A 19,487-nucleotide genomic window follows, 5' to 3' on the forward strand; every position below is an offset into this window, starting at 1 on the left:
GGGCACAGGGGCCCGCAGGGTGAGGAGCAGGCACATGACCAGCAAGCGATCCGTCGCGGGGACGAGGGTGCGTGATGACCACACGGTGGGATGACGAGCTCACGGAGCTCGTGACCGCCCGGGGACGCGCACTCGTGGGATACGGGTACGCGCTGACGGGCGACGTACGCAAGGCGGAGGACCTCGTGCAGGACGCCCTGGTCCGCGTCTTCCGGCGGTTCCGCCGCCCGGAGGCCGCCGGTACCGAGGGGCGTACCGAGTTCCCGCTGAACGACGCCGGGAACCACGCGGGCATCGAGGCGTACGTGCGCCGGACGATGCTCAACCTCTACCTTGACGAGACCCGCCGCTTCGCGCTCTGGCGCAAGGCCCAGCCCAAGGTCGCGGTCGAGGACCGGGTCAAGGCACCGGCGTCGGACATCACCGCCCGCGCCGACGTCACGGTCGCGCTGCGCGGCCTGAGCCCGCGCCAGCGCGCCTGCGTGGTGCTCCGTTACTACGACGACATGACCGTGCCCCAGATCGCCGCCACGCTCGGCATCGCGCAGGGCACGATCAAGCGACACCTGGCCGACGGCATCCACGCCCTGCGTGGCGTGCTCGTGCCGGAAGGAGAGCTCCGATGAGCGGGCACGACGACCTCGGGTTCGACGACCTCGGCCCCGGCGACGGCCTCGGTCCCGGCCGCGACGTCCTGAAGCAGACCATCGGCGCCCTGGTCGACGGCGCTACGTCCCCGGGCGTACCGAGCGGGCCGGAGGAGAACCTGGGCCGCCTGCGGCGCAGGGTGCGCACGTGGCGCATCGCCAAGGCCGGTGCGGTCGGCGTGGGTACTGCCGTCGTGATCGGCACGCTCGCCTTCAGCGCGGCGCAGGCCTCGACCTGGACCCGGTCCGAGCCGCTGCCCGGCCGGCCCACCGTGCACGCCACCGACTCGGGCCCGATGCCCTCGGAGGTCCCGACGACCCGGGTGTCACAGGGCACCACGGCCAGCCCGTCGCCCTCGCCCAGCCCGTCGGACGTCCCCGTCGGGGAGCCGACGCCGGACCCGAGCGCGTCGTCCACGGGCGAGGCGACGGGATCGGGCACGGCGGCGGGCGCGTGGCCGCCGTTCGAGCCCTTCGACGAGGGGTACGCGGCATGGGACCTCGGCCGGCCGATCGCGTGCGGCATGGCGATCGAGGACCTGCCGGCCGACCCGGTCCGGTTCACGGTCCAGGCGAACGACGCGCCCGCCGACCGGCAGGTCTCGGGCTTCACCATCACCGAGGTGGCGGGGGAGTCGCACGAGCTCGCCAGCGGCCGGCCCCCCGAGTACCTCCTGTTCCAGGACGGGCGCATGGTCAGCTCCAGTGACGGCCCGTCGGACGGCGGTTTCTGGGCGCAGGACGAGCAGACCGTGGTCGACGGACCCGACGACACCTACGAGCCGGTCACCCCCGGTCAGACGTGGGAGCTCGGGGACGCCTACGCCGTCGGGCTGGAGGACTTCTCGACGTGCGGTGAGCAGGTGTACGACGACCAGTTCTTCACGACCGACTACCTCACCCCCCTTCCGGCGGGCGAGTACGAGATCGTGTTCGTCGCCCCGTACAGCCTGCGCGGCGAACCGGACTCCTTCCAGTTCGCCTACAGCGACCCCTACCCGGTCACCTACCCCTGAGGTGTCAGACGCTCAGGTCACGGGAGTGACCTGAGCGTCTGACACGTCGTGGAGCGGGTGGTAGCTCGCGAGGATGGCGGCGCTCCGCCGTCGGCCCCACTGCTCGAGGCGCTCCCGGCCCCGCCGGGAGCGCCCGAGCACGCGGTACCTCCACGTGTTCAGCGGCAGCAGGTACGCGTGGGCCCACGGCGGGCGCAGCGGCAGACCGAGGTCGCGCATGCTGCGCACCCCGAGGAACGCCGTGAGCATCGACAGCAGCCGTTCCCGCTCGAACCGGGCCCGCCACGGCTGCCCCCACGCCGGTCCGGGATACGTCCGCTCGGCCTGGGCGGCGACCACCGCCCGGGCCAGCCGCGGACCGGCCTCCGAGACCCCGGCCTGCGCGAGCAGCACGTGGTGGTTGAGACGGTGCCGCGCCCACTCGTCGTCGACCAGGAAGTCGGGGTGCACACCCATCAGGTGCCCCACCCACTTCCACAGGTGCATCAGGGCCCGGCTGTCCGACGGCGGGACAGGCACCCCCAGCGCGCGGCACCCCAGGATCAGCGTGCCGTCGAACAGGCCGAGCGTCGCCGCCTGGTCCGCCTGGTTGATCGGCAGGCCCCAGCGTGCGGTGTCCCAGCGGGTCGTGTCCCGGCTCTGGCTGCCCGGCGGTTCGGTGAACGACGCCGCGACCAGCGCGTGCATCACCCGGACGTGGACGGTGGCCCGCCACGCGGGGCCGTAGGGGCGCAGCGCGCCGGGCTCCGTCAGCCCCACGGTCCACTCCTGCGTCTCGGCGAGCCGGCGCAGGGTGCCGCTGGTCAGGGCGCCGGTGGCCACGAGCAGGTCCGTCGGCCCGCCGAACCGGTACCCGCCGACGAGCGAGAGCTGGAGCAGCACGTCGGCGGCGTTCTGCCCGAGCCGCCGCTGCACCGCGGCACCCTGCTCGACGAGGTCCCAGTCGACCCACCCGGGCACGGCGGTGACCTCCTTGAGGAACTCCCGTAGCACGGGCGGCCACCCCTGGCCGCCCCCGAGCTCGGCACCCTCCTGGTGCCCGGAAATGAGCTCGGTCGGTTGCATCGAGACCGGTCGGTCGATGGACCGGTCTCGACGCAAGGGACCGAGCTCATTTTCGCCGTCGGGCAAGGTGCCGAACTCGCTGCCGCCAGGGCGAGGCGCCGGTGCAGGGTCCGGGGCCGCGAGCGCCGTCCGCAGCATCGCGTGCGTGACCCGGTCCGGGTCGCCGGACGGGAGACGCATGGCGGCGGCGAGCGCCGCGGCGGCGTCGTCCTGCTCGGAGAAGGCGCGGCCGATCCGGTCCAGGAGCGCCTCGTCCACCCCGCGGACCCGGCCGAGCACGCGCAGCGGGCGGCCGATCCGCGTCCCGCGTGCCTCGGCGCTGCGGAACCGCCGCGGGTAGGTCGCGGCGGGGACGCCGACGTCGTCCACAGGGTTGTCCACAGGTTTGCCCATGACCTCATCCTCACCCGGCGAACTTCCGCGGACCAGGAATCCGACCCCAACCCTTTCGCGGTCCCCGGCGTCACAAGGGGTGAAAAGCAAAACAACCCACCACGGGGAGACGGACCATGAGCCACGAAGGAAACCGCACGGACCACGACCTCGCGAACCGGGCGACGGACCGGTCGCGGCGGGCGCGGCGCGGACGGACGGCGCGGCTGGCCGGCGTCGGCGGCGGCGCGGTCGTCGCGGCCGGAGCGCTCGTCCTGGGGGCCACGCAGCTCGCGACGCCGGGCCTGGCCTCGCCGCTGCCCACCTACGAGCCGGTGGCGATGGACGTCACGCAGCAGGACGTCGCGCTGCGCGACGTCCCGCAGCCGGACCTGCTGGCGGGGACCCCGCTGCGGTGCGGCGCGAACGTCGCCGACCTGAGCTTCTCCGACGACGTCGTGCTGGCGGCCACCGGGGACCTGACCACGGACTCGGTGTACTACGAGGAGGAGTGGTCGAGCTACGACTCGTTGGCGCTGCGGGCGGCCGACGCCGCCGGGGACGACGTCTCGGAGAACGACCTCAACTCGCCCACGTTCGTCTGGGTGGCGCAGGACGGGACGGTCGTCGACCTGGGCGGCTGGGAGGAGTACCCGATGTACCTGGCGCACGAGGACGGCGTCCCGACGGCGCAGGAGGACCGCACGTCGAGCTGCGCCGAGGGCGCGGAGCAGTGGCTCGCCGACGGCGAGTACACGGTCTACCCGATGACCGTCGAGTACTCGACGGACACCCTGGTGGCGGGCGAGCCGCGGCCGGCGACCGTCGTGGACGGCGAGCCGCAGTGGGCCAAGGGCGGCCAGGAGGCACCGGTGCCGTTCGAGCTGCCGGGCGACCCCGACCAGACGCTGCTGCCGGACCGCGGGTTCGGCAGCGTGGTGGTCGACCGCACCGGGACGTGGGAGCGCCACGACACCTACCGCGCCGTCTGGCCGGAGCAGGACCTCACCGAGGGTGAGGGCTACGTGGTCCAGGCGCGCTGCACCTCGGCCGACCCGGACGACAGCATCACCTACGAGCTGTCCGGCGCGTGGGGCGACGTCACCGGCGAGATCGCGTGCGACGGGCACGACCGTACCGACGGCACCTGGGGCTACCAGGCCCCGGACGTCCCGGGCGAGCCGGTAGGCATCAAGCTGACCGACGTGCCGGACGGCGTCGCGCTGGCGTACGCGCGTCTGGTCCCCGCCTCCGTGGCGAGCTGACCCGACCGGACCACACCGCTGGTCGACCCGGCCCCCGCCGGTCGACCCCACCCCGCAGGTCGAGCCTGTCGAGACCCCTGGTCCCGGCAGGCTCGACCCGTGTCCGGGCTCGGCAGGGTCTCGACAAGCTCGACCACCGGGCCCTGCCCGCGCTGGTGGAGCTGCCCCCGCTGGTCGAGCTTGTCGAGACCCGTACGAGAATCGGTTCCCGAACCCGCACAACCTCCTGGCGGCCTGGTTCGTCGACACGGTCAGGACGGCAGGAAGGAGCCGGCAATGGGCTGGCACGAAGACCTGGAGAGGCTCGCCACCGAACGTGGCGGCGCGCTCGTCGGGTACGCGTACACGCTGTGCGGCGACGTGCGGCAGGCCGAGGACCTGGTGCAGGAGGCGCTGGTCAGGTACTGCTCGCGCCTGGTCCGGCCGGGCGGGTCGGGGCCGGGCGGGCGGCGCGGCCGCGCGACGTCGGGCATGCGCACGGTGCCCCTCGACGGGGCCGGCACAGGGAACGGGACCGGGGACCTGGACAGCGGCCGGAGCGCCCGCCACCCCGAGGCGTACGTGCGCCGCACGGTGCTGAACCTGTACCTGGACGGCTGGCGGCGCAGCAAGAAGTGGGCCGACATCGCCCCGCGGGTTGCCGTGGAGGACGTCCGGTTCCCCGACTCGGGCGTCACGGCCCGGGCCGACGTCGTGCACGCGCTGACCCGGCTCCCGCCGAGGCAGCGCGCGTGCGTGGTGCTGCGGTACTTCGAGGACCAGACGATCGCGCAGGTCGCCGACTCGATGGGGACCGCGCCGGGCACGGTCAAGCGCTATCTGCACGACGCCCTGCGCACGCTGCGCGACGTGCTCGAACCAGTGGACGCGACGACGGAAGGGAAGCGGTGATGAACCAGCACGACGGCAGGGACCAGAACCACGGCTGGGTGGACCCCGAGGGCACGGACCTCCTGGCGCAGACCCTCGGCGCGATGGCGGGCGGCGTCGACCCGGCGTCGCCCACCGGCCCGGCCGCGGCGACGTCGGCCATGGGTCGGCGGGTGCGGAGGCGCCGGGGCGCGAAGCTGGGCGGGCTCGGCGGGGGCGCGCTGGCGCTCGCGGCGGCGGTGGCGCTCGGCGCCGGCCAGCTCGCGCCGCCGGACCAGGCCGAGGTGTTGCCCGGTTCCCCGGCACCCGCGCCGGCGTTCCAGGTCCAGGACGGCTACCAGCCGCCCTGGCTGGAGTGGAGCGACCTGACGTGCGGCATGCCGGTGGACGACCTGACGTCCACGGCGCAGGGCTGGTCCGTGGCCCCGGCCGGTGACATCTACGCCCGGACGACGGATCTCGGCGGCGGACCGTCGACGTCCTGGGGCATGGCGGCCACGGTCGAGGAGGGCGACGGGTCCCTGGACGTGGCCCCGGTGCTCGTGTGGAGCCAGGACGGTGTGGTGGTCGACCTGGGGCCGGACGTTTTCGACGCGCCGGGCGCGCAGTCCGGGCCGCTGCTCGGCGGCAGCGACGGGGACGTCGCCGCCGCCGGAGGACCGGCATCGACCTGTGTGCCGGCCGAGCCCGGGTCGCGGGACACCTTCGGGACACCCCTGCCCGACGGCGACTACGAGGTGCGGGCGGTGGCCTTCCCGGAGGCCGGTCCGGGCGAGCGGGCGACGGCGGTGAGCGAGCCGGTGCCGGTCCGCCTCGACGCCGACGGCGCGCACGGCCCGGGCGCAGCACGGGACGACGAGCCGCTCTTCGGGTTCCCGGTACCGGTCCAGGGCCATGTCTCGCTGTTGACGCTGGACCGCACCACGGACCTGGTCACCGCCGAGATGACGCAGCTGGAGCCCCTGTCGGACGTGCCGATGGCGGTGTTCGCCCAGTGCGTGGGCGGGGACCCGGAGGTCGGGCCGCAGATCGAGCTGGTGCTGCCCTCCACAGGGGAGGTGGTCGGGGGCATGGGCGTCTCCTGCGACGGGGAGGAGGCAGGGACCGAGGTCGGGGTCCTGCCCGGCGCCGAGGGCGGAGAGGTCGTCGACATCCGCCTGAAGGACGTGCCCGACGGAGTCTCCCGGCTCTGGGTGTCCCTCGACTCGGCGGGGCCACCGCTGAGCCGGAGCGGCGGTCCCGAGTGCTCGGCGACCGGGTTCGAGCCGAAGTTCGACCTGGACGGCTTCCCGACGGGGGACGTCGCGACGGCCGCCGCGAACATCGTGCTGGCTGCCATGGACTGCGACTCCGAGGCGCTGATCGCGTTGGCGGAGGACTCGGGGACGGAGCTCATGCCCGGCAGCGGGACCCCGGAGCAGGTCTTCGCCCTGCCCGAGCCCGGCACCGACCACTACCTGATGATCGCCGCCCTGTTGTCCGACACCCGCGGCGAGATCGTCGGCGACGTGGCAGGCGACGTCACGGGCGACGAGACGGTCGTCTGGCCCCGGGTCGCGACCGAGGAGTTCCGCGACTCGGAGGAGGCCTGGGACGAGGTGGTGGCCGCGGGCCTGCTCACGGCCGAGGAGGCCGAGGCCCAGCGGGCGCACGGCTACCAGGGGCCACGGATCGCCATCGGCACGGACATGACCTGGCAGTCCTACACCGCGGGCGAGTAGCCCAGCGGACGTGTCAGACGCTCAGGTCCCTCGGGGGACCTGAGCGTCTGACACGTAGGTCGGGGGACGGGCGGCGGCGGAGATAATGGCCGGATGACGGACCAGAACCTCACCACCGCCCAGTCCGGAGCAGCACAGTCCGGATCAGCCGAGTCCGGATCAGCCGAGATCGCACCCGTCCAGCCCGCCGTCGTCCCGCAGGAGGCTCGCGCCCACGCCGAGGACCTGGGCGCGTTCGTCGCGGCGTCGCCGTCGTCGTACCACGCGGCCGCGGAGGTGGCCCGGCGCGCGCAGGCGGCCGGCTTCACGCTCCTCGCCGAGGACGCCGCCTGGGGCGTGACCCGCGGTGGGCGCTACGTCGTCGTCCGCGACGGCTCGGTCATCGCCTTCACCGTGCCCGACGCCGCCGGCCCCACCACCCCCTTCACCATCGTGGGCGCCCACACCGACTCCACCGGCTTCAAGCTCAAGCCGAAGCCGACCACGCGCGGCGCGGGCGGCTGGTGGCAGGTCGGGGTCGAGGTGTACGGCGGGCCGCTGCTCAACTCCTGGCTCGACCGCGAGCTGGAGCTGGCCGGCCGCATCGTCACGCACGACGGCACCGAGCACCTGGTCCGCACCGGGCCGATGCTGCGCATCCCGCAGCTCGCCATCCACCTGGACCGCGGCGTGAACGACAACGGCCTCGCCCTGGACAAGCAGCGGCACACCCAGCCCGTCTGGGGCCTCGGCGACGCGCAGAGCGCCGACGTGCTGGCGGCGCTCGCCGCGGACGCCGGCGTGGACCCCGCCGAGATCGGCGGGTACGACGTGGTGCTCGCGGAGACGCAGCCGGCCCGGGCGTTCGGCGCCGGCCAGGCCCTCTTCGCGTCCGCGCGACTCGACAACCTGCTCTCCACGCACGCGGGCCTGACGGCGCTGCTCGGCCGCGCCGCCACGGGGGTTGAGCCTGTCGAAACCGGGGTCTCGACAAGCTCGACCAGCGAGAGCTCGACCGGCATCGAGATGTTCGCCGCCTTCGACCACGAGGAGATCGGCAGCGCCTCCCGCTCCGGCGCCGCGGGCCCGTTCCTGGAGGAGGTGCTGGTCCGCATCTCGACGGCCCTGGGCGCGACGGCGGAGGAGCGGTCCCGCGCGTTCGCGGCGTCGCTGCACGTGTCGTCCGACGTCGGGCACGCGGTGCACCCGAACTACCCGGAGCGGCACGACCCGGCCAACCACCCGGTCGCGGGCGGCGGCCCGATCCTGAAGATCAACGCGAACCAGCGCTACGCCACGGACGCCCACGGGGCGGCCGCCTGGAACGCGGCGTGCCGGGACGCGGGGGTGCCCACGCAGGAGTTCGTCTCCAGCAACGTGGTCCCGTGCGGATCGACGATCGGACCGATCTCGGCGACGCGTCTGGGCATTCGCACTGTCGACGTCGGAGTGCCAATTTTGTCGATGCACTCGGCCCGTGAGCTCACCGCGGTGGTCGATCCCTGGTACCTCTCGCGCGCGATGAGCGCCGTCCTGCGGGGGTGAAAAGCCGAATCGTCCCGGAACAGGGCGAGAAGCGCGGTTGATCGGAGCGACCTGCGCTTTTGCATGTTTCCGTTGGTTCTGTCCGGGTATACATTTGACGCAATGCGGACATGACTTGGACGATTGTCCAAGAAAGAATCAGCCTGACCTGCGAAAACGTCTGATCCTCACCCTCGGTCGGTCTGGAGAAAAATACCTAGTACCGTCCGGATGCATGGACCTCGTGGGGGTGATACCACTGTGGTCATCCAGAGCCGTGAACTCGGCAAAAGAGAAATGCCGGACCATCAGGAGCCCCCTGTGCCTCGTGCAACCGTACGCACCTGTGCTCGATGCGGCTGTGTCCTCAGCCGCTACAACTCCGAAGCGCGTTGCGCCGCCTGCCGGCGCACCGAGTCAGTCCCCGTGGTGTCGCTGCCCAGCGTCCCGTCGCGGGTCTGGCAGGACGATGCCGTCCGCTCGGCGCTGGCCGACTGGGACTTCGGTCAGGTCAGCCGCATGGTGCGGCAGCTCGTCCCGCTCCGGCAGGAGGACGTGGCAGCCCTGACCGGGCTCAGCCAGTCCTACCTGTCGATGCTGGAGTGCGGCGACCGCCGCCTCACCGACGTCTCGCGCGTCGTCCAGTTCCTCACGGGGCTGGGCACGCCGCCGGACCTGGTGCGACTCCCGCTGCCGGGCATCAGCCCGCTGCCCGACGCCGCCGAGCCCGCCCGGACCACGACGTCCGGCCAGGTCAGCAGCGCGCCGGTGCAGGTGACGCCGACGGCGCCCGACCCCACGCTGCCGTGGACCGCGGACCGCATGCTCACCGCGCTCCGCCTGGCGCACGTCGCCGACAGCACGGCGGACTGGCTGCCCTCGGACGCGAACGGCCCCGTGTCGGCCACGGCGATGGCCGACGCCGCCGGGACGGACACCCCGCGCCCGGCGTCGGGCATCGCGCTGAACTCGATGATCCAGCGCTGGGACGCCGAGCAGGCCGAGCCGCTGCGCCGGGCCACGGTCGGCACGAGGGTGTCGCTCGAGCTCTGCGGGCACCTGCAGGGCACGCTGGACGAGCTGCGGGTCATGGACAAGGGCTCGGGCAGCGGGGCGGTGGCCGACCTGGCCCGCGCCCACCTCGCCCTGGTGGTCCGCATCCTGGAGCGCAGCACCTACGACGAGGTCACGGGCCGGCTGCTCGCCGCCGTCGCCGCGGACACCGCCACGCAGGCCGGCTGGTTCGCATTCGACGCGGGTCGGACGGACTCGGCACGCGCCTACATGCTCGCCGGGCTGCGCGCCGCGCACGCGGCGGCCGACGACCGGCTCGGCGCGGGCGCGCTGTCCTACCTCGCCATCCACGGCTACTCCAGCGGCGACCCGCGCGACGCGGTCCGCGCCGCGGAGGCGGGCCGACGTCGGATCGCCCGCCTGGACGCGCCGCACCTCTCCGCGACGCTCCTGACCCGGCAGGCCCGCGGCCACGCGGCCGCCGGCGAGGGCGAGGCCGCGCGCCGCGCCCTCGGGGAAGCCTCGGAGCTGTGTGCCCGCGGCCGCGGCGAGGACGACCCGCACTGGCTGTACTGGATGAACGAGGGCGAGATCCACGGGCAGTCCGGTTCGGCGCACCTGGCGCTCGGCAACACGGCGCGCGCGGTCGAGAGCTTCGGGCACGCGATCCGCGCCGAGCGCGCGGGCGAGCGCCGCACGCACGGGCTGTTCCTCAGCCGGGCCGCCCAGGCGCACGCCCGGGCGGGCGACCTCGACGCGGCCTGCGCCACGGGCGAGGAGGCGGTGAGCATCGCGGAGACCGTGCAGTCGGCGCGGCTGCGCGACCACCTGCGGGACCTGTCCGCCGACCTCCGGCGCGGCGGCTCGACGCGGCGCTCCGGCGTAGGAGCGCGAGTCCTGACGGAACGGATCGCGGCACTGTCGTCGTGACCACCGCGGTCACCTCGGGTGGCGAGGTCCGCGCCGGTGAGGCCAGGGCACTGGTGCTCTGGGACATCGACCGGACGCTCGTCTACGTGGGAGAGGTGGACCGGACGGCATACCGGGAGGCGTTCGCCGAGGTCGTGGGACGACCGGCGGAACGCCTCCCGGCCAAGGGCACCGGCGTGACGATGCCCCTGGCGATCCGCGAGCTGCTCGCGGACAACGGCGTCCCCGCGCACGAGGCCGAGGCCCTGCTGCCGCGGATGCTGGAGGTGGTGCCGCTGCGCTTCGCGGCGCACACCGACGACGTGCGCCGCCTCGGGTACGTGCTCCCCGGGGCCATGGGCGCGCTCAAGGCGGTCGCGGCCGAGCCCGACCTCGTGGCCACGGTCGTGACGGGCAACCTCGAGGAGAACGCCCGGATCAAGCTCGGCGTCTTCGGCATCGACAAGTACGTCGACGCCGCGGCCGGCGCCTACTCGTCCGACGACGCGCACCGGCCCGCGCTCGTGGCCGTCGCCCAGCGCCGCGCGGGCGACCGGCACGCGGGCTCCTTCCACAAGGGCAACACCGTGATCGTCGGGGACTCGCTGGAGGACGTCCGCACCGGGCTCGAGGGCGGCGCGCGCGTGGTCGCGGTGGCCTCGGGGACCACGCCGGCGGACCGGCTGGCCGAGGCGGGGGCCGACGTCGTGCTGCCCGACCTGACGGACTCGGGCCGGCTGATCCAGGAGATCCGGGTGCTCACCGACACGGCGTGAGTGCCCCGCCGACGCGCCCCGATCCGGGGTGCGATCCAGGGTGCGGCGACCTTGATGTTCCGACATAGTGACTGGCGTCACATGTGGGTAGACTCTGGTCTCTTCCCGCCATCGACGTTGCTGGCGGGTCGCATCCGCCTTGCACGGGTCAAGCCTGTGCCGGGCAATTCGTATCTGGGGGAACAGCCCCGGAGCTCGTCGAGGAGGACGAATGCTCGAAGACGGCATTGTTTTCGGCGCAGGCAGCTACACCACGGTGGCGGTGATCGCCGTCATCGCGGTCGCTGCCCTGGTGTGCGCGTTCGTGCTGCGCCGCCAGGTGCTCGCCGCGCCTGATGGGACCGCCAAGATGCAGGACATCGGCCAGGCCGTGCAGGAGGGCGCGTCCGCTTATCTGAAGCGGCAGTTCCGCACGCTGGTGCTGTTCGCCGCGGTCGTGTTCGGGCTGCTCTTCCTGCTGCCGGGCGACGGCGGCGTGCGGGTCGGGCGCTCCGTCGCGTTCGTCTTCGGCGCCGGGTTCTCCGCGGCGATCGGCTACCTGGGCATGTGGCTCGCGGTGCGGGCCAACGTCCGTGTCGCCGCGGCCGCGACGCGTCCCGGCGGCCGCGCCGAGGGCGCCCGCATCGCGTTCCGTACCGGCGGCGTCGTCGGCATGTCCGTGGTGGGCCTGGGCCTGCTCGGCGCCGCGCTCGTCGTGCTCGTGTACGACGTCGACGCGCCGGCCGTGCTCGAGGGCTTCGGCTTCGGCGCCGCGCTGCTCGCCATGTTCATGCGGGTCGGCGGCGGCATCTTCACCAAGGCGGCCGACGTCGGCGCCGACCTGGTCGGCAAGGTCGAGCAGGGCATCCCCGAGGACGACCCCCGCAACGCCGCCACCATCGCGGACAACGTGGGCGACAACGTCGGCGACTGCGCCGGCATGGCGGCCGACCTCTTCGAGTCCTACGCCGTGACCCTCGTGGCCGCCCTCATCCTGGGCAAGGCCGCGATGGGCGAGGAGGGCCTCGTGTTCCCCCTCATCGTCACCGCGATCGGCGCGTTCGTCGCGCTGCTCGGCGTGTTCATCACGCGGGTGCGCGGGTCCGAGAGCGGGCTTGCCGCGATCAACCGCGGCTTCTACATCTCCGCCGTCGTCGGCGCCGTGCTGGCCGGTATCGCGGCCTTCGTCTACCTGCCGTCGTCGTTCGCCCAGGTGCCCGGAACGGCAGACCTCTCCGGCGTGACCGCCGACCCACGCGTCGTCTCCGCGCTCGCCGTGCTCATCGGCGTGGTGCTCGCCGGCGTCATCCTCTGGGTCACGGGCTACTTCACCGGCACGGACAAGAAGCCGACGCTGCACGTGGCCGAGACCTCCCGGACGGGCGCGGCGACCGTCGTCCTGTCCGGCATCGGCGTGGGCTTCGAGTCCGCCGTCTACACCGCGGGCATCATCGCCGCCGCGATCTGCGGCGTCTTCCTGCTGGCGGGCGGCTCCATCCCGCTCGCGCTGTTCCTCGTGGCCCTCGCGGGCTGCGGCCTGCTCACCACGGTCGGCGTCATCGTCGCCATGGACACGTTCGGGCCGGTCAGCGACAACGCGCAGGGCATCGCCGAGATGTCGGGCGACGTCGACGAGGAGGGCGCGCAGATCCTCACCGACCTGGACGCCGTCGGCAACACCACCAAGGCCATCACCAAGGGCATCGCCATCGCCACGGCCGTGCTCGCCGCGACCGCGCTGTTCGGCTCCTACGCCGACGCCGTGTCGCACGCGCTCGGCCAGGTGGGCGACGTCGGCACCGGCCTCGTGACCTCGATGCTCAGCTACGAGATCATCTCGCCGGTCACCCTCGTGGGCGTGATCCTCGGCGGGGCCACCGTGTTCCTGTTCTCCGGCCTCGCGATCGACGCCGTGACCCGTGCGGCCGGCGCCATCGTGTTCGAGGTGCGCCGCCAGTTCCGCGAGCACCCGGGCATCATGACGTACGAGGAGCGCCCCGAGTACGGCAAGGTCGTGGACATCTGCACCCGGGACTCGCTCCGCGAGCTCGTCACGCCGGGTCTGCTGGCCGCGTTCGCGCCCATCGCGGTGGGCTTCGGCCTCGGCGTCGGGCCGCTGGCCGGGTTCCTGGCCGGTGCCATCGGCACGGGCGTGCTCATGGCGATCTTCCTGGCCAACTCGGGCGGCGCCTGGGACAACGCGAAGAAGATCGTCGAGGACGGCAAGTACGGCGGCAAGGGGTCCGAGGCGCACGCGGCCACCGTCATCGGTGACACCGTGGGCGACCCGTTCAAGGACACCGCCGGCCCGGCGATCAACCCGCTGATCAAGGTGATGAACCTGGTCGCGCTGCTCATCGCGCCCGCCGTGGTCGCGGTCAGCGTCCCGGCGGACGCCAACCACGCGCTCCGCATCGGCATCGCGCTGGTGGCGGCGGCCGTGGCGTTCGGCGCCGTGATCTGGTCCCGCGTGCGGGCGTCCCGCGTCGACGCGGCCCAGCAGGCCGAGCAGGACCGCACGGCGGCGGCAGTCTGACGCCGAAGTAGAACCGCAGCGAGATAGAACTGCAGCGAAGTAGAACCCTGGCGATCCCGCCAGGGTTCTACTTCGCTGCAGTTCTACTTCGCCAGGGTTCTACCTCGCTGCGGTTCTACCTCGGCACAGGGGTTACTGGCCCACGCGGCCGTCGACGCACTCGCGGAGCAGGTCGGCGTGGCCCACGTGCCGGGAGTACTCCTCGATCATGTGCACCAGCACGTCCCGGACCGGGATCTGCTCGTCGCCGCGGGTGACGGTCGCGCCCAGCCCGTCCTCGGGCAGCCCCTCCATCCACGTGTCGGCGTCCCGGACCTCGCGCCGCCAGTTCTCCCACGCGTCCTCGACGACGGCGGGATCGGCCACGGCGCCGTCGAAGTCCGCGTCGGGGTTCTCCGACTTGCCGAACAGCTTGGGCAGCTCCGGCTGCTCCCTCAGCACCCGCTGGAACCAGGTCTGCTCCACGTGGGCCAGGTGCCGCACCAGCCCAAGCAGCGACATGGTCGACGGCGGCACCGACCGGCGCGCGAGCTGCTCGGCGTCGAGCCCCTCGCACTTCATCTCCAGCGTGAGCCGGTAGTGCTTGAGGTAGTTCCAGAGCGTCTCCTTCTCGCCGACCGGGTTCGACAGCGCCTCGCGCGGGTCGTCGTCCGGGTCCGCCCACATGTCGGGGTAGACGGTCGCTGAGGTCCATCGTTCGGTCGTCATGAGCTCAGTGCACCCCTCGGTGCGGGCCCGGTCAACGGGATTGTCGGACGGCGGCGCCGCGGGTGCCGGCCACGGACTCACCGCACTTCTGTCCCGTTCGGCCCTCCTGATGGTCCAGACTGGGCCGGATCGCCGCTGGGGAGGCACCCGTTGTCCGCTCGTACTCGTCTGGTCGCCGCGCTGACCGGCGCGACGCTCGTCGTCGCCCCGTTCGCGCCCGCGACGGCCGCGCCCGCGACGCCCGCGACGGCGGCGCCCGCGACCGTGGCCGGGCTGCCGGCCGTCGTCGACGTCCGGACCGGTCCCGTCGACGGCCCGACCGACCCCGGGGCCTTCGTCGCCTCGTACCTCCCGCCCGACCCCGTCCCGCGGGACGAGCCCCCGCTGCGCATGCCGACGTCGTACCCGTACCAGCCGGACCTGCGCGTCTACCCGCAGGCCGGGCGCGACGCGACGGACCGGAACGGGACCGTCAGCCACGCTGACCTCGCGCCGCGCCTGAACCGGCTGATGGAGCGCAGCGACCGGGTCTCGGCGCAGGTGGTGGGACGCTCGACCGAGGGCCGCGACCTCTACCTGGTCACCGTGACGGCGCCGGAGGCCCGGGCCGAGACCGCGCGGCAGTCCGCCTGGCGGGCGGACGTCCGGGAGCGTCCGGACCGCGCCGCGCGGGACACGGCCCTGCGCGCGGGCTACAAGACGCCGGTCTGGATGACCGCGAACATCCACGGCGACGAGTGGGAGGGCACGGACGCGGCGCTGCGCGTCATCGAGGACCTGGCCACGGGGCGCGACCGCGCCACCCGGGAGACGCTCGCGCACCACCGGCTCGTGTTCAGCCTGACGCTCAACCCGGACGGCCGGACCCACGCGACCCGGACGACGTCCCTGGGCCTCGACGCGAACCGCGACATGATCACGCTCGCCACCCCGGAGGCGCGCTCCTACGTGCGCACCCTGAAGGCGGTCCAGCCGCTGTTCACGGCGGACTTCCACGGCTACACGGACGTGCTCCAGGTCGAGCCGGCGGGCCCGCCGCACGGCGAGGGCTACGAGTACGACCTGCTCCTGCCGCACGCCTACGCGATCGCGCGCCAGGTGGAGGACGACGTCGTCGCGGCCGACATCGACGGCAACACCTCCTACGACCCCCGCACGGGCGAGGCGACCGAGGAGGACACCGGCTTCGTCAAGATCCCGTACCGGGACACGCCGTCGGGCTGGGACGACTGGCCGCCGGTCTTCACGGCGCAGTACGCGGCGCTGCACGGCGCGGTGGCGAGCACGGTCGAGCTGCCCCTGGGCCGCACCGGCACGACGACGACCCGGGCCGACTCGGCCGTGGACGTCGAGGTCGCCGCCACGACGATGACGTCGATGATCGGCTACGTCCGCGCGCACTCGGACGCCATGCTCGCCAACCAGGTCGAGACGTTCGGGCGCGGGGTGGCAGGCGCGCCGAAGACCGTGCTGACCAGGGAGAACATCGACGAGGTACCCGGCCCGGGGGAGTGGAGGCGGCACTGGGACGCCGCGGACGACCAGGCTCCCGTGCACCTCCCGCGCGCCTACGTGGTCCCCGTGGGCGCGGGTCAGCGGTCGGCGAGCGACGCCGAGGACCTGGTCGACACGCTGCTCTTCCACGGCATCGAGGTGGGGCGGCTGACGGCGCCCGCCCACGTGGCCGGCACCACCTATCCCGCCGGCTCGTACGTGGTGGACCTGCACCAGCCGCTGCGGGGCCTGGCGAGCTCGCTCCTGGGCCCCGGCTCGGACATCTCCGCCGAGGTCCCCGGCATGTACGACATCTCGGCGTGGTCGCTGGCCGCCCTCTGGGGCGCGACGGTGGACCCCGTGGGCGCCACGACGGACGGCCCCCTCGGGCCCACCACCCCGGTCGACGCCGACACCGCCGGCGCGCCCGGCGACGTCCCGCGCGGGGTGCGCTGGGTGGGCTTCGACCTGGCCGGCCTCACCGACCACCGGGCCCTGAACGACCTCCTGGACCAGGGCGTCACGGTGCGGCTGACGGGCGACGGCCGCGCCGTCGTCGGGCCGCGGGGGCGCCAGGCGGCCCGAGAGGCGGCCGGCCGGTACGGCATCGACTTCGAGGCCGTGCCGCGCGCCGACTGGACGGCGGCCGAGCCGGCCGAGGACCTCACGATCGCCTACGTGGGCGACCGGGACGACCGCCTGTCGCTCCTGGCGCTCGGCTTCGACGACCTGGTGGCCGTCTCGGCGGGCGGGATCGGCACCAGCGCGGCCCTGGGCCGGCCGACGGGCCTCGAGGACGCCGACGTCCTGTGGGTGGGCACGTCGCTGGACCTGCCCGCGGGATCGGCCGGGCACGCCGCCGTCGCGTCCTGGTTGCGCGACGGCGGCGCGATCGTCGGGCGCGGGGCCGGGGCGTTCGCGGCCGCGGAGTCGTTCGGGCTGGTCAGCGGCAAGGCGGTGACGGGCGACGCCGCCGGGAACGGCATCGTCGAGACCCGCGTCCCGGGCGACGTGCTCGACGACCACCCCCAGGACCGGGGGTTCGTGTACCCGGCCGTGTGGTTCACCGGCCTGGGCCGGGGGACCACGGCGGAGCTGACCTACGGGAGCTTCCTCGCCGGGCACTGGTCGTCCGACCGGGCCGCGAAGGGGCCCGCGGCGGCCGACGGGCAGGTCGCCGCCGTGTCCGGCGAGAGGGGCCAGGCGCGGGCGTTCGTGTTCGGCACGTCGGTGTTCTTCCGCACCCATCCCCGGGGCGGACTGAGCCAGGCGGCGACGGCGATCCACTGGGCCGCCCTCTGACCTCCACGGACGTCGCGTGTGCACCGATTCCGGGGCGCCGCTGATCACCGGGGGGTGTGTGGAAGAGCGGGTGAAGCCGCTATCGTCTGCGGTGTTGTGCTCCCGAGCGCCCCGTGACCGCGGGCAGGGACGGGAGCCCCGACGCAGGGGGCCCCGACGGGGGATACCCGGAGCAGGAGAAGGTCCGTGAGTGCCGATATCGACCCGACCGAGGCCATTCCTCAGGTCACGGCCGAAATGATCGCCAGGGCGGCAGCCCGGCAGGCCCCGCCGTCCGAGCGCGAGGCGGCCGCAGCGCCCGCCACACCGCAGCGCACCGCACCGGAGCGCCCCGCACCCGAGCGGAGCGTGCCGCAGCCACCCGCGCCCCAGCCACCCGCGCCGCAGCCGCCGGCCCCGACGCCGACGCGCGCGACGGACCGGCCGGTCGCCGAGCAGCCGGCGGCGCCGGACGCCGTGCTGTCCTCGCGACCGGGCTCGTCGCCCTTCGTCCCGTCGGAGCCGTACGGCGACCGGCACACCTCGGCGGGGCACATCGCCGCCGGCCACCTGTCCTCGCTCGTGCAGATCCCGACGGTCTCGGTCTGGGACCCGCAGTACCTGGACCACGAGTCGTTCGCCCGCCACCGGGCCGCGCTGGCGACGTTCTACCCGCGCGTGCACGCCCTGCAGAGCGAGCCGGCGGGCGACCACGGCCTGCTCTACCGCTGGCCCGGCCGCGGCCGCCAGGACGTGCTGCACCCCTACCCGGTGGTGCTCATGGCGCACCAGGACGTGGCACCCGTCCGGTTCGCGGACTGGCCCGGCAACCCGTTCTCGGGCGAGATCCGCGACGGCGTCGTGCACGGCCGCGGCACGCTCGACGACAAGGGCGCCCTCGTCGCGGTGCTCGACGCCGTGGAGACCCTGCTCGGCGAGGGCTTCGTGCCCGAGCGCGACATCTGGCTGTTCTTCGGCGCGGACGAGGAGACCACCGGCGACTCCGCCCAGACGGCCGTCCGGCGCCTCTACGAGCTCGGCGTGCGCCCGTGGCTCGTGCTGGACGAGGGCGGCTCCGTCGCGACCGACGTCTTCCCCGGCCTCGACCGCAGGACGGCGCTGGTCGGCGTCGCGGAGAAGGGCCTGGTGGGGATCAACCTCTACACCACCGACGTCGGCGGGCACGCCTCCACGCCCGGGCGGTGGACCGCGACCACGCGGCTCTCCCGGGCCGTGACGCGCGTGGGCCGGCACCGGTTCGCGGCGCGCGTCAGCGCGCCCACCGCGGAGATGCTGGGCAAGGTCGCGCCCGGTGCCACGGGCACCAAGGGAGCCACGCTCCGGGCCGTGACCCGGCTGGCGGCAGGGCCGCTGCGCAAGCTCGCGGCGTGGATGCTGGCCGGCGGCGGCCCCGAGGCCGCGGCGACCGTCCGGACCACGGTGTCGGTGACCGAGCTGGAGGGCAGCCCCGGCGCGAACGTCGCGGCCGCCACGGCCCGGGCCCGCCTCGACGTCCGCGTGGCGCTCGGCGACACGGTGGACAAGACCGTGGCGCGGCTGCGCCGCGTCATCCGGGACAAGAGGGTCGAGATCGAGGTCGTGGAGAGCACCGAGCCCAGCGAGGTCTCGCCCACGGACAGCCAGCAGTTCGCGCTGCTGGGCGAGGCGGTCGGGGCCGCGTACCCGGACGCCCTCGTGGTGCCGTACGTGACCCCCTCCGCCACGGACGCCCGCCGGTTCACGCCGATCAGCGACCACGTCTACCGGTTCAGCCCGTTCGTCATGACGCGCGAGCAGCGGCAGTCGGCGCACGGTTCCGGCGAGCACCTGAGCGTCGATTCCCTGAGCCGCGGAGTGCATTTCTATCGCGAGGTGCTGCGCAAGATCCCGGGCTGACCTGGGCATTCAACAAATCGCCGAAATTGGACTAAGTTCTCCCTCTACATCGGCGAGGGAGACTTTCATGAGTGGCTCCGCAACACCGTCCGGGACGCCGGCTGGGTCGCGTGCGCCCGTGAACGTCAACGTCCACACGTACCCCGCGCAGCTGCAGTACCCGCCGAAGTCGTATCTCGTCTTCAGCATTCTGATGACCATCTGCATCTGGCCCACGGGAATCGTCGCGCTCGTGAATGCGGCGCGCGTGAACGGGCTCTGGAAGACCGGTCAGCACGACAAATCACGCAAGGCGTCCCGCCGCGCCCGCAACTGGGGGCTGGCGTCCCTCGTCATCTGGCTGGTCGTGCTGGTCGTGGTCGTCTTCTGGGCGAGCATCACCTACCTGAACGGGTAGCACTTCACCCGCAGTTCGTCAGCTATCACACGATTGCC

At 73.6% G+C, this 19,487-nt stretch carries 14 protein-coding genes; 12 read left to right on the plus strand and 2 right to left on the minus strand.

The features are described 5' to 3' along the window. The first annotated feature begins 74 nt into the window (after positions 1-74). Positions 75-626, plus strand: a complete 552-nt coding sequence (locus FHX71_RS25560) for a sigma-70 family RNA polymerase sigma factor (protein WP_182620321.1) — start codon at positions 75-77, stop codon at positions 624-626. After that, complete coding sequence (locus FHX71_RS25565) at positions 623-1,663, plus strand: hypothetical protein (RefSeq protein ID WP_182620322.1); 1,041 nt, start codon at positions 623-625, stop codon at positions 1,661-1,663. Before FHX71_RS25560 ends, FHX71_RS25565 begins: the two co-directional genes overlap by 4 nt. Positions 1,664-1,675: 12 nt before the next feature. Here FHX71_RS25565 and FHX71_RS25570 read toward each other — a convergent pair whose 3' ends face one another. After that, positions 1,676-3,121 (minus strand): oxygenase MpaB family protein, encoded by a 1,446-nt coding sequence (locus tag FHX71_RS25570; RefSeq protein ID WP_246403550.1) that lies wholly within the window; start codon positions 3,119-3,121, stop codon positions 1,676-1,678. Positions 3,122-3,237: 116 nt separating this feature from the next. On the opposite strand from FHX71_RS25570, the gene FHX71_RS25575 reads away from it, so the two are divergent. The 7 genes from FHX71_RS25575 to FHX71_RS25605 all read left to right on the plus strand — a co-directional run bounded on the left by FHX71_RS25575 (position 3,238) and on the right by FHX71_RS25605 (position 13,673). Beyond that, complete coding sequence (locus tag FHX71_RS25575) at positions 3,238-4,365, plus strand: hypothetical protein (RefSeq protein WP_182620323.1); 1,128 nt, start codon at positions 3,238-3,240, stop codon at positions 4,363-4,365. A 276-nt stretch (positions 4,366-4,641) separates the two neighbouring features. Continuing rightward, on the plus strand, positions 4,642-5,256 hold the full coding sequence (locus FHX71_RS25580; RefSeq protein ID WP_182620324.1) for a sigma factor-like helix-turn-helix DNA-binding protein: 615 nt from the start codon (positions 4,642-4,644) through the stop codon (positions 5,254-5,256). Continuing rightward, positions 5,256-6,956 carry a hypothetical protein gene (locus FHX71_RS25585; RefSeq protein ID WP_182620325.1) on the plus strand — a complete coding sequence of 567 codons (1,701 nt, stop codon included), beginning with the start codon at positions 5,256-5,258 and terminating at the stop codon, positions 6,954-6,956. Before FHX71_RS25580 ends, FHX71_RS25585 begins: the two co-directional genes overlap by 1 nt. Before the next feature lie 93 nt (positions 6,957-7,049). Further along, positions 7,050-8,480, plus strand: a complete 1,431-nt coding sequence (locus FHX71_RS25590) for a M18 family aminopeptidase (RefSeq protein ID WP_220490486.1) — start codon at positions 7,050-7,052, stop codon at positions 8,478-8,480. Between the two features lie 408 nt (positions 8,481-8,888). Then, the gene (locus FHX71_RS25595; RefSeq protein WP_312877217.1) at positions 8,889-10,403 is read left to right on the plus strand and encodes an NsdA family TPR-like regulatory protein; all 1,515 of its coding nucleotides are present in this window, start codon (positions 8,889-8,891) and stop codon (positions 10,401-10,403) included. Next, complete coding sequence (locus FHX71_RS25600; protein WP_312877218.1) at positions 10,400-11,158, plus strand: HAD family hydrolase; 759 nt, start codon at positions 10,400-10,402, stop codon at positions 11,156-11,158. Before FHX71_RS25595 ends, FHX71_RS25600 begins: the two co-directional genes overlap by 4 nt. A gap of 211 nt (positions 11,159-11,369) precedes the next feature. Further along, positions 11,370-13,673 carry a sodium-translocating pyrophosphatase gene (locus FHX71_RS25605; protein WP_182620327.1) on the plus strand — a complete coding sequence of 768 codons (2,304 nt, stop codon included), beginning with the start codon at positions 11,370-11,372 and terminating at the stop codon, positions 13,671-13,673. Between the two features lie 132 nt (positions 13,674-13,805). Here the strand turns inward: FHX71_RS25605 and FHX71_RS25610 are convergent, their stop codons facing one another. Next, the gene (locus FHX71_RS25610; RefSeq protein WP_182620328.1) at positions 13,806-14,381 is read right to left on the minus strand and encodes a DinB family protein; all 576 of its coding nucleotides are present in this window, start codon (positions 14,379-14,381) and stop codon (positions 13,806-13,808) included. A gap of 150 nt (positions 14,382-14,531) precedes the next feature. Here FHX71_RS25610 and FHX71_RS25615 point away from each other — a divergent pair, with 150 nt between their 5' ends. The 3 genes from FHX71_RS25615 to FHX71_RS29875 all read left to right on the plus strand — a co-directional run bounded on the left by FHX71_RS25615 (position 14,532) and on the right by FHX71_RS29875 (position 19,449). Then, entirely contained in the window at positions 14,532-17,177 is a 2,646-nt protein-coding gene (locus tag FHX71_RS25615) for a M14 family zinc carboxypeptidase (RefSeq protein WP_246403551.1), read from the plus strand. 186 nt (positions 17,178-17,363) lie between these two features. Then, positions 17,364-19,052, plus strand: a complete 1,689-nt coding sequence (locus FHX71_RS25620; protein ID WP_182620329.1) for a M20/M25/M40 family metallo-hydrolase — start codon at positions 17,364-17,366, stop codon at positions 19,050-19,052. Between the two features lie 118 nt (positions 19,053-19,170). Continuing rightward, positions 19,171-19,449 carry a CD225/dispanin family protein gene (locus FHX71_RS29875; protein ID WP_182620330.1) on the plus strand — a complete coding sequence of 93 codons (279 nt, stop codon included), beginning with the start codon at positions 19,171-19,173 and terminating at the stop codon, positions 19,447-19,449. Positions 19,450-19,487 lie beyond the last annotated feature (38 nt).

Source organism: Promicromonospora sukumoe (assembly GCF_014137995.1).
Classification (GTDB): domain Bacteria; phylum Actinomycetota; class Actinomycetes; order Actinomycetales; family Cellulomonadaceae; genus Promicromonospora; species Promicromonospora sukumoe.

Coding starts and splice junctions, on each gene's coding strand:
- FHX71_RS25560 (WP_182620321.1), top strand. CDS start 75: ATGACCACACGGTGGGATGACGAGCTCACGGAGCTCGTGACCGCCCGG.
- FHX71_RS25565 (WP_182620322.1), top strand. CDS start 623: ATGAGCGGGCACGACGACCTCGGGTTCGACGACCTCGGCCCCGGCGAC.
- FHX71_RS25570 (WP_246403550.1), bottom strand. CDS start 3,121: ATGGGCAAACCTGTGGACAACCCTGTGGACGACGTCGGCGTCCCCGCC.
- FHX71_RS25575 (WP_182620323.1), top strand. CDS start 3,238: ATGAGCCACGAAGGAAACCGCACGGACCACGACCTCGCGAACCGGGCG.
- FHX71_RS25580 (WP_182620324.1), top strand. CDS start 4,642: ATGGGCTGGCACGAAGACCTGGAGAGGCTCGCCACCGAACGTGGCGGC.
- FHX71_RS25585 (WP_182620325.1), top strand. CDS start 5,256: ATGAACCAGCACGACGGCAGGGACCAGAACCACGGCTGGGTGGACCCC.
- FHX71_RS25590 (WP_220490486.1), top strand. CDS start 7,050: ATGACGGACCAGAACCTCACCACCGCCCAGTCCGGAGCAGCACAGTCC.
- FHX71_RS25605 (WP_182620327.1), top strand. CDS start 11,370: ATGCTCGAAGACGGCATTGTTTTCGGCGCAGGCAGCTACACCACGGTG.
- FHX71_RS25610 (WP_182620328.1), bottom strand. CDS start 14,381: ATGACGACCGAACGATGGACCTCAGCGACCGTCTACCCCGACATGTGG.